This is a genomic window from Micromonospora sp. 067-2 (assembly GCF_046549295.1).
Classification (GTDB): domain Bacteria; phylum Actinomycetota; class Actinomycetes; order Mycobacteriales; family Micromonosporaceae; genus Micromonospora.
Map to the genome: position 1 here is coordinate 1 of NZ_JAJPWB010000002.1, position 15378 is coordinate 15378.

Consider the following 15378-nt stretch of genomic DNA (forward strand, 5'->3'; position numbering starts at 1 on the left):
GCAACCCGACACCCGGCGCCCCAACACCCCGGCAACCCGACACCCGGCGCCCCAACACCCCGGCAACCCGACACCCGGCGCCCCAACACCCCGGCAACCCGACACCCGGCGCCCCAACACCCCGGCAACCCGACACCCGGCGCCCCAACACCCCGGCAGCCCGACACCTGGACGGCCCGACACCCCGACACCCGGCGCCCCGACAGCAGGCGGTTTGCGAGAGGGCGGCGCTGTTCCTAGGTGGCCCATTGGCGGCGTTGCGCGACCGTCCGGGACCACATGCACGAAGGTGGCTGATGCCTCTGAGGCATAAATATGCCTCAGAGGCATCAGGCTCAACAGGAACAGGTGCCGGGCACGGCGGGGTGGACTCCACGTGGCGGGAGAGCGAGTCGGACCGAGCCGGAGTCGAAACCGGACCGAGCCGGACCGAGCCGGAGCCGGACCGGAGCCGGAGCCGGACCGAGCCGGGGCCGAAACCGGACCGAGCCGGACCGAGCCGGACCGAGCCGGACCGAGCCGGACCGAGCCGGACCGAGCCGGACCGGAGCCGGACCGAGCCGGACCGGAGCCGGACCGAGCCGGACCGGAGCCGGACCGAGCCGGACCGGAGCCGCAGCAGGAGCAGGACACAAGGCGCGCCGGGACCGAGCCGGGGCCGAGCCGAAGAGGCCGTGGCGGCGGCTTTGGCGGGTCGGGCAACGGGCGGGGTTCTGCGCCGGTAGCCGGACATGGCGACGGGCGCCGCTCCCGGGTGGTCCGGGGGCGGCGCCCGTCGTACTGCTGCTGTGCTGAGCGTCAGTGCCTGTCGATGTCGCTGGCGGTGTCCTCGCGGTAGCTGGCCCCGCCGTCGGACTCGCTGCTGAGCGGCTTCGCGCCACCCTCCGGCGGGCCGGCCACGCTCTGGCCACCCGCGGCCAGCTCCGGGAACTTCGCGTCGAACGCCGGCCGCTCCGAGCGGATCCGGGGCATCCGGTCGAAGTTGCGCAGCGGCGGCGGGCTGCTGGTCGCCCACTCCAGCGAGTTGCCGTGACCCCAGGGGTCGTTCACCTCGACCACCGGGCCGGTCTTGTACGACTTCCAGCAGTTGTAGATGAACGGCAGCGTGGAGATACCGGTGATGAACGCGCCGATCGTGGAGATCGTGTTCAGCGTGGTGAAGCCGTCGCTGGGCAGGTAGTCGGCGTACCGGCGGGGCATGCCCTCGGCGCCGAGCCAGTGCTGGACCAGGAAGGTGGTGTGGAAGCCGATCATGGTCAGCCAGAAGTGCACCTTGCCCAGCCGCTCGTCGAGCATTCGGCCGAACATCTTCGGGAACCAGAAGTAGATGCCACCGAAGACGGCGAACACGATGGTGCCGAAGAGCACGTAGTGGAAGTGCGCCACCACGAAGTACGAGTCGGACACGTGGAAGTCGATCGGCGGGCTGGCCAGCAGCACACCGGTGAGACCACCGAAGAGGAAGGTGACCAGGAAGCCGACCGCCCAGAGCATGGGCGTCTCGAAGCTGATCTGACCCCGCCACATGGTGCCGATCCAGTTGAAGAACTTCATTCCGGTCGGCACGGCGATCAGGTAGCTCAGGAAGCTGAAGAACGGCAGCAGCACCTGGCCGGTGGCGAACATGTGGTGCGCCCAGACGCTCATGGACAGCGCGGCGATCGCGAGAGTCGCGCCGACCAGACCCTTGTAACCGAAGATCGGCTTGCGGGAGAAGACCGGGATGATCTCGGAGATGATGCCGAAGAACGGCAGCGCGACGATGTACACCTCGGGGTGCCCGAAGAACCAGAACAGGTGCTGCCAGAGCAACGGCCCACCGGTAGCCGGGTCGTACACGTGGGCCCCGATGATGCGGTCGGCGGCGAGCGCGAAGAGCGCGGCGGCCAGCAGCGGGAAGACCAGGATCGCCAGCAGGCTGGTGACCAGGATGTTCCAGGTGAAGATCGGCATCCGGAACATGGTCATGCCGGGCGCGCGCAGCGTCAGGATAGTGGTGATCATGTTCACCGCACCGAGGATGGTGCCGAGGCCGGACACGGCCAGACCCACCACCCACATGTTCCCGCCGACGCCGGGCGAGTGCTCGGCGGTGCTCAACGGGGTGTAGGCGGTCCAGCCGAAGTCGGCCGCACCGCCGGGGGTCATGAAGCCGGCGATCGCGATCGACCCGCCGAAGAGGAACAGCCAGTAGGCGAAGCTGTTCAGCCGCGGAAAGGAGACGTCGGGCGCGCCGATCTGGATCGGCACGATGTAGTTCGCGAAGGCGAAGACGATCGGCGTCGCGAAGAACAGCAGCATGATCGTGCCGTGCATGGTGAAGAGCTGGTTGTACTGCTCCGGCGACAGGAACTGCAGCCCGGGCCGGGCCAGTTCGGCCCGCATGATCAGGGCCATCAGGCCACCGATCATGAAGAACGCGAACGCGGTGACCATGTACATGATCCCGATCTGCTTCGCGTCCGTGGTACGCAGCAGCCGCGCGAGGGCCGACCCCTTGACCGGCTCCCGGACCGGCCAGGGCCGGGTCACGACCGGCTTGGGTGCGACGGTGGTCACGAGTGGCCTCCGGTTCTCGTTTGTCCCGCTCGGCACACGCTGGTATCTGCGGGCCGTCATCCGCAAGGAGGATAGTCCCCGGCAGGTGACAGTGCCGCGTGGGGTGTCGGGGCCGATCTAGAGCGGGCCGACCAGCAACCGGTAGTGCTCTCCGAAGATCCGGCCGCCGCGCCCGCGCAGCAACGGGTCGCGCAACGCCGGCGGTACGTCCCTGGTCCGGTTGCGGTCGCGGGTCCGGTCGGCCACCCATCGGGTACGCGGACGGCGGCGACTCTCGTACGCGACCAGGGCCGCCTCGACGGTGCCGGCGGCGCGTAGCGATTCGGCCAGCACCACCGCGTCCTCCAGCGCCATGGCCGCGCCCTGGGACAGCGTCGGTGCGGTGGCGTGCGCCGCGTCGCCGACCAGCAGCACCCGGCCGCGGTGCCAACGGCCCAACTCGACCTCGTCGGTGATCCCGACGTGTACCCGGTCGAGCGCGGCGAGCACCTCGGGCACCGGGCCGCCGTAGTCGGCGAACAGGTCGCGCAGTCGCGCCAGGGGGTCGGCAGGTGCCTCGGTGCCGGCCTCGTCGGCGTAACAGTGCAGCCGACCGGCGCCGATCGGCACCATCAGGAAGCCGGAGCGCTGGCCGAGCAGGGCGGTCCACTCGGTGACCGGCGGGCCGTCGCGCAGCACGGCCCGGTAGACCACCTGCCCGACGGGCCGGGGCGGCCCGCCGAGGGAGGCCAGCGCGCGCACCGGGGAGCGCGGCCCGTCGGCGCCGACGACCAGGTCGTACTCGGTGCTGGTGCCGTCGGTGAAGGTGACCCCGACGCCGCCCGGAAGCAGGTCCAGGGTGCGGACCTCGGCGCCGTGCCGGACGGCGCCGCCGGCACCGCTGAGCAGCACCCGGTGCAGGTCCGACCGTGGCAGTGCCCGGCATTCGCCGACTCCGGACCAGAGGGTGTCGAGGTCGACCTCGCAGAGCTGCACGCCCGCGGCGTCGAAGAAGCGCTGCCGGCGGATGACCTGCCCGAGCGGACGGACCGGGTCGTGCAGGTCCAGCCGACGCAGCGCGCGGGCGGCGTTACCCGGCAGGTAGAGGCCGGTCTCGGTGGACTCCCCCGGCGGCAGTTTGTCGGTCACGTCCGGCCGGAAGCCCGCCAGGCGTAGCGCCCGGGCCACGGCCAGGCCGGCAATGCCCGCGCCGACGACGAGGATGCGCAGGGGGGAGCCACCCATGGTGGTGTACGCCTCCGGAGGGGATGCGGCACGCGTTGGAGGCAACACGCTACTCGGCGCTATCGGTGCACGCCAGAGTCCGATCGGCCCGCCGGACGTCGCTCGTCGGCGGCGCGCCTCGCGTACCTGGACGTCCTCCGGCAGCCGCGAGTCGCGGGCGTGGCAATCCTCACATTTCACCAGTTTGACGCGTCCGGTTGCGCCGGAGTTTCAGGCATGTAAATGTGTCATTGAGCGTGGGAGCGCTCCCGCATCCGCCCCGACCCGATCGGCGCCCGGCACGCGCCACAGTCAAGGAGCGTCATGAAACGTCCACTTCGGGCACTGGTGGCCGCCGGCCTGCTGCTCGGCGGCTCGATCGTCGCCGTGGCACTCGGCGGCAACGCCTCCGCCGACACCCAGATCTGCGAGCAGTACGGCTCGACGGTCATCCAGGGCCGGTACGTGGTGCAGAACAACCGTTGGGGCACCACCGCCCAGCAGTGCATCAACGTCACCGGCACCGGCTTCGAGATCACCACCCTGAACGGCAGCAACCCCACCAACGGCGCGCCCACCGCGTACCCCTCGGTGTTCTTCGGTTGTCACTACACCAACTGCTCCCCCGGCACGAACCTGCCGATCCAGGTGAGCCAGATCAGCAGCGCCACCAGCAGCATCAGCTACCGGTACGTCGGCGGCACCTACAACGCCTCGTACGACATCTGGCTCGACCCCACGCCCAAGCGGGACGGGGTGAACCAGATGGAGATCATGATCTGGCTCAACCGACAGGGGCCGATCCAGCCCATCGGCTCGCCGGTCGGTACGACCACCCTGGCCGGCCGGACGTGGGAGGTCTGGCGGGGCAGCAACGGTTCGAACAACGTCATCTCGTACGTCGCGCCGTCGCCGATCAGCAGCCTGAACTTCAGCGTGCTGGAGTTCGTCAACGACGTCCGCAACCGGGGCGCGATCACCAACAGTTGGTACCTGACCAGCATCCAGGCCGGCTTCGAGCCGTGGCAGGGCGGCGTCGGCCTGGCGGTGACGTCATTCTCGGCCGCTGTCAACGGTGGCGGCGCACCGCCCACCACGCCGCCCCCGACGACTCCGCCCCCGACGACTCCGCCGCCGACCACCCCGCCACCGGGTGGCGCGGGCTGCGCCGTGAAGTACACGCCGAACTCGTGGAACAGCGGCTTCACGGCCGACGTGCAGATCACCAACACCGGGTCCAGCCCGGTCAACGGTTGGACGTTGACCTACAACCTGCCCGGCGGGCAACGGGTGACCAGCGCGTGGAACGCCACGGTGAGCCAGAGCGGGTCCACGGTGACGGCCCGGAACGTGAGCTGGAACGGCACGCTCGCGCCGGGCGGCACGGCCAGCTTCGGCTACCAGGGGACGCTGAGCGGGGCGTACTCGTCACCGACCAGCTTCACGCTCAACGGCGTGGCCTGCAGAGCAGCTTGAGGGTCGCTCGACCGCCGCGGGGGTCGCCGCTCCATCGGCGGCGCCCCCGCGGAGTGTCTGTTCATTGCAGAGTCAAGCGAGATCAGCGCAGAGAGCCGGCACCGGTCAACCCTCACGGACGGCGGCCTCCCACCCGTCATAGCTTCCGTCGAAACGCCTCGCGGCAACCTCCATGACTTCGCGCATCCGCTGGACGCTCTCAAGCGATGGCAGGCGCTCGATTGTGACTCGCAGAGACCAGCCATCGTCCGAACCCTCGGGAGGAAAGCCCTCCACCGAATAACCGAGGCTCTGGCGGATCGCACGGCCGGCGGCCACCATGCGCGCTTCCGCATCGAATGTCAGGTAGTGAACGAAGGTGGTGACAACGGCCATATCCGCCCCTGCCGCCGCAAGCTGGTGGAGAGTTTCTCGATCCCCGTGCGGATCGTCGACGTCGGCGTTTCCGAACCCTCCGACTTCCAGGTAGCTCTCTGACATCCTTCACTTCTCCACAGTCGAGGTGGCGGCACCAGAGCGTCGCCACCTGGAGCATTCTGTATGTCCAGGCTCGGCCAGCACACCGACACGTCGATCAGGGTGGACTCGGTGAGAATTTCCACCTCCTGCGCACGGTCTGCAGGCTCATCGTCCGCACCCACCAGGATTTTCGACCTCGTTTCGATGCTCCACGCCACCGAAAAGGCCCGAACGGTCGAGAACATTGCTGGCGTGGCCGCAGCCTCGAGATCGAAGATCAGACTATCGGCGTCGCGCATCTATTCGGCCCGATCCGGACGTTCCGCGACAGATCCGGCCAGTCACGCCGTACGCAGGTACTCCTCCCAGGTCAGCTTGGGCGTGACGGCCGGGCCGTCGTCGGTGCCACGGTTGGCAAGGCCGTTGAGGCCGAGGTAGAAGTCGCCTGCCTGATGCTGAGCGCCACTCGACTGGTCGGTGTCGGCCAGGGCGATGGCGTGGATGTGGTACGGCCAGTCGCCCTGCGACGGGTTACGCAGCCATGCCGCGAAGCCCACCCGGCGCAGCTGCCTGACGACGGTGGTCCGGTAGGTGGTGGTCATGCCGCTCACCGAGAGGTCCAGCGCACCGCCGCCGTCGTGGGTGCCGGCCGACGCCGGTGTGCTGGAACTGTAGGAGCCCTGGGTGATCGTCAACTGGGCGCCGAGCAGTCGTTCGGCCTCGAGCAGCATGCTCCGGGTGCGCGTGTTCACCTGCGCGCCGCGGAAGGTGAGGATGCTGCCCGGGGACAGCACTCGGGTGAGCGTGAACCGCTGCTCACCGAGCTGACGCAGCGAGGTCGGCCCGGGCAGGCCGCTGGCGTCGAGGCCGGAGTATCCGAGGGATCGCTGGTAGGTGGCGTACGCCGCGACGGTGCTGGTGCCGAAGTGCCCGTCGACGTAGCCGGCCGCGAGGAGGCCTCGTGCCTGTAGCGCGCGCTCCACCTGCAGGACGCTGTCCTTGCTGCCCGAGGTGATGGCCGTGTCCGCGCGGCGCGGGTCGATCTGTGCGGCCTTGATGAGCGCTTCCATGTCGACCACGGGAAGAGCCGCGCGGGCGTTCTGGCCGACGAGGGTCGAGCCGGCGATCGCTGCCGACGCGGTGATCAGCAACCGTCTCCTGCTGAGCAATGTTCCTCCATGCGGGGGTGATGAGGGGTGCCTGGGAGCGCTGGCCCGCCCGGTCAGACGCGGGTGAGCCGGACGGCGTCGGCGATGACGAGCCCGGTGGCGTTGCTCCATCGGCTCACGGCGACCCGGTTGGCGTCCCCGGCCGGCAGCGCGAACGTGCCGAGGATCCGCCACTGCCCACCGGTCACCCGCTGGTCGACCGTCACCGTCCGGTTGCCGCTGCTGGTGGCGACGATGTACGGGGTGGCGCTGTTGTAGCCGGAGTTCGTCGGCCACCAGGCTTCGACGCGGTAGTTGGCGGTGGCCGGGACGTTGAACCTGTACCACGCGGGGTCGCTGGCCGCGACCGGGTCCGCGTACCGGTAGTCGGCCCCGTACCGCTGACTGGAGAACGACGACACGCCCCAGTTGGCGCTGGCGGTGAAGCGGCCGGCGGTGGTGTTGTCCACCGTGGAGGACCATGCCGTGCCGCCGCCGGCCATCTTCGCCGCCACGTCGGCGCGCATCACGTTCAGGTCGATGAAGGACGGGTCGATCTTGCCGGTGGTGCTGGTCTCCCGGTGCCCGCGGGCGTAGCTGCTGTCCCGCCCGAGTCGGGTGAGCACAGCGGCGGTGGCGGCGATCGAGGCGTCGTACTGCGCGGCGGTCATCTCCTGGTTGACACCGTTGTAGTCGATCTCCCACCCGATCATCAGGGTGTTGCCGTCCCCGGCCGGTATGGGTCCGCTGCCGCCGCTGGCACCGGCGTGGTTGCACCGGCCGGCGGAGATGACGTGGAAGACGCCGTTGTAGTCGACGAGCGCCTGACACAGCGGTCCGGCCAGGTCGGAGCGGCCGTTGATGCAGATGCCGAGCGCCGGGTGCGGGTTGCTGGCGCTGGAGGTCGAGGCGGTGTGGTGCCAGAGCACACCGATCGGGTCGAAGGAGCCCGGCCGCATCCGGTTGAGCCAGTCGCCCTCGACGACGACCTGGACCCCGGCGGCGCGCAGGACGTCCACCAGCCATCCGACGGTGGCCATCAGGATTGTCCGAGCAGGTCGGCCAGGCACTCGGCCTTCGGCGCGGCGTTGGCCGGGGTGGGCCGGACGACGGTGGTCAGTGCGGCGGCCACCAGGGCGGGGATGCCGAGCACCCCGCGGCGGCGCAGACGGATGGATGGTGACCGGGCCATGGCGATCCTCCAGCAACGGCGGGAAACGCATCGACGTACGTGATGACGGGCACGTTATACCGTCACGTACGTCAATGTCGATACCCTTCATTGCCGAGTCTCGTGCTGAAGGAAACCGCCGTGTCAGACCTCGCCGAGCGCGTCGATGTCGCGCATCTCCTCCGCCGTCAACGAGAAGTGGAAGACGTCGAAGTTGGCCGAGATCCGCTCCGGGGTCACCGACTTCGGGATCACCACGATCTCGTGGTCGATGTGCCAGCGAAGCACCACCTGCGCGGGCGATACGTCGTGTGCGCCGGCGATCCGGGTCAGCACCGGGTCGCTCAGGTCGGTGGTCTTGAACGGGCTGTACCCCTCCAGCACCACGCCCCGGTCCTGGTGCTCGGCGTGCCGCTGCCGGTCGTACAGCCTCGGACCCCACCGGATCTGGTTGACCGCCGGGTTCTCCTCGGTCGACTGGATCAGCTCGTCGATCTGGCCGGTGCTGTAGTTGCTCACCCCGATCGCACGGGTGAGGTTCTCGCCGCGGGCGGCCAGCAGCTCCCGCCACATGGGGATGCTGTCGGCGGCGGACGGCGGCCAGTGGATCAGCCACAGGTCCACCTGCTCGACGCCGAGCGCCGCCAGGCTGGCCTCCAGCGTCTCCCGCTCCCGGCCCACCCGGTCCGGCGGGATCTTGGTCGTGAGGAAGATGTCCTCCCGACGTAGCCCACTCTCCTTCACCGCGCGGCCGACCTCCCGCTCGTTGCCGTACAGGGTGGCCGTGTCGAGGTGCCGGTAGCCGGTGTCGAGCGCGGCCAGCACGGCGTCGTAGCCCGCCTGGCCGGTGGCCTGCCAGGTGCCGAAGCCGAGCAGAGGCATCCGCACGTCCCCGGGGAGCACGGCGGCGGGCTGGTCGCTGAGGTCCATGAGGACCGTTCTACCCCGCCGCGAGCCCGGCCGGCGAGCGAATCGGACACTCGGCGTCCAGCGCGCTGATCCGCTTTGCCGGAGAATGCGGGATGTGACCGATCGGCTGGACGAGTATCGGCGCCGACGGGACGCGGCCCGTACGCCGGAGCCGGTTCCGGAGCGGAGCCCGACGGCTGCCGGCGCCGACGGCGGCGGCCGCTTCGTCATCCAGCAGCACCACGCCCGCAGCCTGCACTGGGACCTGCGCCTGGAGCACGAGGGGGTGCTGGCCTCCTGGGCGGTGCCGCGCGGCCTGCCCCGCGATCCCGGCCGCAACCATCTCGCGGTGCACACCGAGGACCACCCGATGGAATACCTCGACTTCTCCGGTGAGATTCCCGCCGGCGAGTACGGCGGGGGCCGGATGGTCATCCACGACCGCGGCACCTACCTCCTCGAGAAGTGGCGCGACGACGAGGTGATCGTGACGCTCTCCGGCGACCGGACCAACGGCCGGTACGCGCTCTTCGCCACCGGCGGACGGGACTGGATGATCCGGCGCACCGACCCTGCCCCGCCGGGCTGGACGCCGATGCCCGAGCTGGTACGCCCGATGCACGCCACACCCGCCGCCGGGCTCCCCCGAAACCGCGCCGACTGGGGGTACGAGCTGCGGTGGGACGGGGTCCGGGCGATGGCGTACGTCTCCGGCGGGCGGCTCCGGCTGCTCTCCGAGACCGACGAGGACATCACCGGCGGGTACCCGTGGCTGCGGGCGCTGGCCGAGACACTGGCGCCGACCGAGGCGGTGGTGGACGGCGTGCTGGTCCGCATCGACGGCGCCGGTCGGGTCCGCCCGGCGGGACCGGCCAGCGGCGGCCGGGTCCCCGCCGGTGCCCAGTACCTGCTCGTCGACCTGTTGTGGCTGGAGGGTGTGAGCAGCGTGAACGTGCCCTACGCGCAACGCCGGGAGCTGCTCGACGGGCTGGCGTTGACCGGTGCGCACTGGCAGACTCCGCCGTGGTTTCCCGGCGCCGGCGACGAGGCGCTGCGCACCGGTCGGGAGCAGGGTCTGCCGGGCGTTGTCGCCAAGCGGCTGGACTCGGTCTACGAACCGGGCGGGCGCAGCCGGCACTGGCTGAGCATCGACGCGGTCTGACAGCGAGGAGCGACGTGTACCTGACCCACCTGGACTGCCCGCGCTGCGGCCGGGAGTACGCCGCTGACCAGTTGCAGAACCTCTGTGAGTGCGGCTCCCCGCTGCTGGCCCGCTACGACCTGCCGGCGGTGGCGAAGGCGGTCACCCCGGAGCGCTTCGGGCTGCGCCCGGCCGACCTGTGGCGCTACCGGGAGCTGCTGCCGGTCGCCGACCCTCGGCACGTCACGACGCTCGGCGAGGGCTGGACGCCGCTGCTGCGCGCCCCCGCGTACGGTGCCGAGATCGGCATCACGGATCTGATGGTCAAGGACGAGGGGCTGATCCCGACCGGCTCGTTCAAGGCACGCGGCGCGGCGGTCGGTGTGAGTCGGGCCCGCGAGCTGGGCGTCAAGCGGATCGCGATGCCCACCAACGGCAACGCCGGATCGGCCTGGGCGACGTACGCGGCACGGGCCGGAATGGGCGCCACCATCGTCATGCCGCTCGCGGCGCCGACGATCTGCCGCAACGAGTGCGTGGCCGCCGGGGCCGACCTGCGGCTGATCGACGGGCTGATCAGCGACGCCGGCCGGCGGGTGGCCGAGTTGGTCGCGGAGTCCGACGGGGCGATCTTCGACGCCGGCACGCTGCGCGAGCCCTACCGGCTGGAGGGCAAGAAGACGATGGGGTACGAGATCGTCGAGCAGCTCGGCTGGCAGGCGCCCGACGTGATCATCTACCCGACGGGCGGCGGGGTCGGCCTGATCGGCATCCACAAGGCGCTGCACGAGATGCGCGAGCTGGGCTGGATCGGCGACAAGCTGCCCCGGCTGGTGGCGGTGCAGTCGACGGGCTGCGCGCCCATCGTGCGGGCCTTCGCCGCAGGCGAGGAGCGGGCCGAGCCGTGGGCCGACGCGCACACCGTGGCGTTCGGCATCACCGTTCCGTCGCCGCTGGGCGACGAGCTGATCCTGGCCGCGCTGCGGGCGTCCGCCGGCACCGCGATCGCCGTCGACGACGCGGACATCCTGGCCGACCTGCGGGACTTCGCCACCAGGGAGGGGCTGCTGCTCTGCCCGGAGGGCGCGGCCTGCCTGACCGCGGCGCGGCAACTGCGCGCCGGCGGGTGGATCCGGGCCGGTGAGCGGGTGGTGGTGCTCAACACCGGCGCCGGGCTGAAGTATCCGGAGACCGTCGACGTCTCCGGCGTACCCGTCATGGTGTGAGACGCGCTGGCGTTCCGCGGACCATCCGGTCCGCGGAACGCCCCTGCTGCGGCCCTACTGGTAGGTGATGTCGGACGGTGCGTAGAAGCAGTTGACGCCGTCGGCACCCTCGCCGATCTCGGTCGGCTCGCTGCCCTTCGGCACGCCCCTGAACTTGACGCAGATCGAGGTCTCCCGGTCCGGGTCGCCGACGATGGTGATCCGGCTGAAGCGGGCGGTGTCGCCCCAGTTGGTGTTGATGCCGGCGATCGCGTCGGTGTCCCGGACGATCACGTTGTCGATCACCACGTGCCGCTGGTACGAGGTGGAGCAGTTGCCGCAGGCCCGGTAGAGCTTCCCGGCATTCTCCACCCGGAAGTTCTTGATGTAGACGGTGCCCGAGCCGTTGTGCTGGAAGACCTTGTCGCTGGCGGAGCGGGCACCGCCGCCGTCGACGGTGTACGTGGTGCCGCCGCGGAAGGTGGCGGCGTCCTCGCCCACGTCCTCCCACCAGACGTTGATCAGGGTGCAGTTGCCCTCGCAGTGCACGCCGTCACCGGCCGGCGCACCGATGATCACGTTGCGCAGGGTGGCTCCGGCGGCCAGCTCGAACATCGGGTCCTGGCTCTCGCTCTGCCCGCCGTCGCCGATGCCGTAGTAGCGCTTGAGCCCGCCGTCGAAGCTCCCGGAGACCGGGATCGTCGCGTCCACCTTCTGGTTACCGGTGGGGGTCGGCCAACCCGCCGGAGGCGTGGTGGGCGGCGGCGGAGTGGTCGGGGGTGGGGTGGTCGTCGGCGGAGTGGTGGGGGTGCCGCCGCCGGACGAGTCGACCGCCACGTCGTCGAAGCTGCCGCTGGCGTGCGCGGTGACCAGGCCGATCCGTCCGGCGCCGGCCAGGCTGTTGGTGCCGGCGGCGATCTGGGTGCCGTTGACGAAGCCCCGGATGGTGCTGCCGCTGGTCTCGATGCGCAGGTTGTACCAGGTGCCAGCGCTGGCGCCCACCGACGCGGAACCGATCGCGGTGATGCTGCTGCCGTTGACGGCCTGCAGTTCGGCCCGGCCGGAGCCGAGCAGGGCCAACCGGTACATCTTCGTGCTGCTGATGGAACGCGCCGCGAGCGCGACCAGCGCGCTGGACGAGCCGAAGCTCACCGGCTTGACGCGGGCCTGCACCGAGTAGTTGGTCCAGCTGGTCTGACCGGCGAAGTTCCGGGCCAGCTCACTGCCGACGTTGGACTGGTTGAGCACGCCCGAGCCGTCCGTGACGACCGACCAGGTGCCGCCGGACTTGGACCAGCCGGAGGAGTTGCCGTCGTTGAAGTTGTCGGTGAAGACGGTGGCCGCGGAGGCCGAGCCGATGCCAGCCGCGAGGGCCGCCACGGTGGCCGCGGCACCCACCGCCAGCAGCAGTGGTCGTCGGCCGGGGTTTCGTCTTTCTTGCACGGTTGTCCTCCTTGACACATGTGGTGGCGATCCCACGGCCGTCCGTACGGGGACGTGCGGATATGGCCTGTTGCCGCGACCTGGGATCGGTGTGCCCCGTCGGATTGCCCGGGATCCGGAGGGGGTGAAGCGGGATCAAAGCCTTGGGAAAGGGCTTTCCCGTCTCTTCGAGGCTAGGACCGCGCAACCGCCACCGTCAATGCCTGGCGCTTGCAGGTCTGTTGCAGGATTTCCCCGCCGGGACGACCAGTGGCCAGCCGACCGGCGGCACGCCGCAGAGGGTCTCCGCCTCGGGCAACCGGTCAGTAGCTGTCGGGATTCGTGATCCGCCAGGCCGCGTTGATCAGGCCGATGTGCGACAGCGCCTGCGGAGTGTTGCCGAGCTGCGCGCCGGTCACCAGGTCGATCTGCTCGCTGAACAGGCCCACATCGTTGGCGTGCCCGGCCACCCGCTCGAACAACGCCTCGGCGCGCTGCTGCTCACCCATCATCACCAGGCACTCCACCAGCCAGAACGAGCAGAGCACGAACCCTGCGGGGTCTGTCGTCCAGCGCCGGACCAGCCCGTTCTCGGTGCCGAGTTCCCGCTCGATCGCCGTGATGGTGGAGCGCATCCGAGGGTCGGTGGCCGGCAGGAAGTGCGCCACCGGCAGAAGGAGGGCCGAGGCATCCAGCTCGGCGGAGCCGAAGGCGCCGGTGAACGCCCCGATCCGATCGTTCCAGCCCTGCCGGAGCACCTCACCGTGGATCTCGTCGCGGATCGCAGCCCACCGGTGCGGATCGGCCCGCTCCCCGAGCCGGTCGGCCATGCGCACCGCCCGGTCCATCGTCAACCAGCAGAGCATCTTCGAGGAGAGGTAGTGCCGTTCCCTGTCCCGGGTCTCCCACATGCCCCGGTCGGGCAGGTGCCAGGTCGTCGCCACCTGCTCGGTCAGGCCGAGCACCATCTCCCGCAACTCCACGTCGAACGTCGCGCCGAGATAGTGGCGCAGCCCCCAGACCGCCGAGATCACCTCCCCCGGTACGTCGAGCTGCCGCTGCCGCCAGGCGTCGTTGCCGATCCGGACCGGCCCACTGCCGGCGTAGCCGCGCAGGTGTGTGCAGTTGTGCTCGCTGATGTCGCGCTCCCCCTGCAAACCGAACAGCACCGGCACCGGCTCGTCGCCGATCCGGCCGATCGAGCGGGCCACCCAGGCGAACAGCCGGTTCGCCTCGGCGGGGCAGGCCGCCACCCAGAGGGCGCGCATGGTCATCGAGAAGTCGCGCAGCCAGGAGTACCGGTAGTCGTAGTTGCGGTCCCCGCCGGGCCGCTCCGGCAGCGACGTGGTCAACGCCGCGGCGACCGCGCCACTGCGGGCGTACGTCAGGCCGGTCAGCACTGTCGCGCTGTGCCGGACCAGATCGGGGTAGCGGCCCTGGTAGCCGTGCGTCTCCCGGTACGCCTCCCACGACTGCGTCGTCTCCCCGAGCGCGGTGACCGGATCCAGCCGGGCGGGCGGGTCGCCGTACGCCTCGCCGAAGGCCACGTCGATCCCGACGACCTGGCCGGCGGAGACCTCGAACTCGTGGGTTACCCGGTCCCGGTCGGCGTGCAGCGTCATGTCACCGGCGCGCAGCGCCAGCACCACCGGACCGGCGGTGGCCAGCACGGTGCCGTCCGCCTGCTCGTGCAGGTACGGGGTGAGCAGCCCGTACTCCGGCCGGGGCGCGAAGTCCAGTGCCATCCGGACCCGCCCGGACAGGCCCTCGACCACGCGGATCAGCACTGCCGGCGAGTTCATGCCCAGCTCGTGGGCGCGGGCACCGCTCTCGGCGGCGAGCGCGTCGGTGACCGCCACACTGCCGTGCGGCGTGTGGTGCACCGTGCGCAGCACCAGCGTGTCCGGCCGGTACGCGCGCTCCACCCGGTGTCCCGGTCGGCCGACGTCCACCGGCGCCACCCGGAAGTGCCCGGCGTCCGGGTCGAGCAACCGCCCGAACACGGACGCGCCGTCGAACCGGGCCGGGCACCACCAGTCGATCGAACCGTCCCTGCCGACGAGTGCACCGGAGCGGGAGTCCGAGAGGAATCCGTAGTCGGAGATCGCCGGCTGCTGCTCCACCGGCCGCGGGTACCCGGATCGGCCCGGATCAGGCCGCGGCCGGCCCCGTCACGCGGTCGGCGGCTCGTCCTCGCCGGCCTCCTCGGCGGCGTCGGCCTCCTCCTTGGTCCGGTGTACGGCCTGGTCGGCGTGCTCGGGAGGACCGTAGACGGTGTACAGCACCAGCGGGTTGGGCCCGGTGTTGACGAAGTTGTGCTTCGTGCCGGACGGCACCACGACGAGGTCACCCGCGACGACCTCGCGCTTCGCACCGGCCACCCGCGCCTCGCCGGTGCCGCTGACGAAGGTCAGGATCTGGTCGATGCCGTCGTGTACCTCCTCGCCGATCTCGCCACCCGGCGGAATGGTCATGATGACCAGTTGGGTGTGCTCCCCGGTCCACAGCACCCGCCGGAAGTCCGGGCTCTTCTCGGCGACGGTTGCGATAGTGAAGTGCTCCATGCCGGCCTCATACCCGCTTCGGCGACCGGCCACGCCGAGACACACAAATGGTGGAATTCCCCACGTCGAAAAGGTTTGGATTCTCCCTGGCCGGGGATCGAGAGGCTGACCGGCGAACACG

Annotated in this window: 13 protein-coding genes; 3 read left to right on the forward strand and 10 right to left on the reverse strand. The window is 70.5% G+C overall.

What is annotated here, in order from left to right; genetic code table 11:
* Positions 1-798: 798 nt before the first annotated feature.
* Together ctaD and ACLJN9_RS03545 are read right to left on the reverse strand one after the other, a co-directional pair.
* A complete protein-coding gene (gene ctaD, locus ACLJN9_RS03540; protein WP_410809544.1) occupies positions 799-2559 on the reverse strand; it encodes a cytochrome c oxidase subunit I in 1761 nt (586 codons plus the stop codon).
* 117 nt (positions 2560-2676) lie between these two features.
* Complete coding sequence (locus ACLJN9_RS03545) at positions 2677-3783, reverse strand: FAD-dependent monooxygenase (RefSeq protein ID WP_410809545.1); 1107 nt, start codon at positions 3781-3783, stop codon at positions 2677-2679.
* Between the two features lie 303 nt (positions 3784-4086).
* Here ACLJN9_RS03545 and ACLJN9_RS03550 point away from each other — a divergent pair, with 303 nt between their 5' ends.
* Positions 4087-5238, forward strand: a complete 1152-nt coding sequence (locus ACLJN9_RS03550) for a GH12 family glycosyl hydrolase domain-containing protein (protein ID WP_410809546.1) — start codon at positions 4087-4089, stop codon at positions 5236-5238.
* Positions 5239-5343: 105 nt separating this feature from the next.
* On the opposite strand, the gene ACLJN9_RS03555 is transcribed toward ACLJN9_RS03550, so the two are convergent.
* The 5 genes from ACLJN9_RS03555 to ACLJN9_RS03575 form a co-directional block, all read right to left on the reverse strand.
* Positions 5344-5718 (reverse strand): ribonuclease E inhibitor RraB, encoded by a 375-nt coding sequence (locus ACLJN9_RS03555; protein WP_410809547.1) that lies wholly within the window; start codon positions 5716-5718, stop codon positions 5344-5346.
* Positions 5719-6038: 320 nt separating this feature from the next.
* The gene (locus tag ACLJN9_RS03560) at positions 6039-6866 is read right to left on the reverse strand and encodes a peptidoglycan-binding domain-containing protein (RefSeq protein WP_410809548.1); all 828 of its coding nucleotides are present in this window, start codon (positions 6864-6866) and stop codon (positions 6039-6041) included.
* A 53-nt stretch (positions 6867-6919) separates the two neighbouring features.
* Entirely contained in the window at positions 6920-7885 is a 966-nt protein-coding gene (locus tag ACLJN9_RS03565) for an N-acetylmuramoyl-L-alanine amidase (protein WP_410809549.1), read from the reverse strand.
* Positions 7885-8037 (reverse strand): hypothetical protein, encoded by a 153-nt coding sequence (locus ACLJN9_RS03570; RefSeq protein ID WP_410809551.1) that lies wholly within the window; start codon positions 8035-8037, stop codon positions 7885-7887. The genes ACLJN9_RS03565 and ACLJN9_RS03570 overlap by 1 nt, the downstream gene beginning before the upstream one ends.
* A 123-nt stretch (positions 8038-8160) precedes the next feature.
* Entirely contained in the window at positions 8161-8946 is a 786-nt protein-coding gene (locus ACLJN9_RS03575; protein ID WP_410809552.1) for an aldo/keto reductase, read from the reverse strand.
* Between the two features lie 94 nt (positions 8947-9040).
* On the opposite strand from ACLJN9_RS03575, the gene ACLJN9_RS03580 reads away from it, so the two are divergent.
* Entirely contained in the window at positions 9041-10087 is a 1047-nt protein-coding gene (locus ACLJN9_RS03580) for a DNA polymerase ligase N-terminal domain-containing protein (protein WP_410809553.1), read from the forward strand.
* A 14-nt stretch (positions 10088-10101) separates the two neighbouring features.
* The gene (locus tag ACLJN9_RS03585; RefSeq protein WP_410809554.1) at positions 10102-11292 is read left to right on the forward strand and encodes a threonine synthase; all 1191 of its coding nucleotides are present in this window, start codon (positions 10102-10104) and stop codon (positions 11290-11292) included.
* Positions 11293-11346: 54 nt separating this feature from the next.
* Here the strand turns inward: ACLJN9_RS03585 and ACLJN9_RS03590 are convergent, their stop codons facing one another.
* The 3 genes from ACLJN9_RS03590 to ACLJN9_RS03600 form a co-directional block, all read right to left on the reverse strand.
* Entirely contained in the window at positions 11347-12714 is a 1368-nt protein-coding gene (locus ACLJN9_RS03590) for a pectate lyase (RefSeq protein ID WP_410809555.1), read from the reverse strand.
* A gap of 302 nt (positions 12715-13016) precedes the next feature.
* Entirely contained in the window at positions 13017-14816 is a 1800-nt protein-coding gene (locus tag ACLJN9_RS03595) for a glycoside hydrolase family 15 protein (RefSeq protein ID WP_410809556.1), read from the reverse strand.
* Between the two features lie 48 nt (positions 14817-14864).
* Positions 14865-15257, reverse strand: a complete 393-nt coding sequence (locus ACLJN9_RS03600) for a cupin domain-containing protein (protein WP_410809557.1) — start codon at positions 15255-15257, stop codon at positions 14865-14867.
* Positions 15258-15378: the final 121 nt, after the last annotated feature.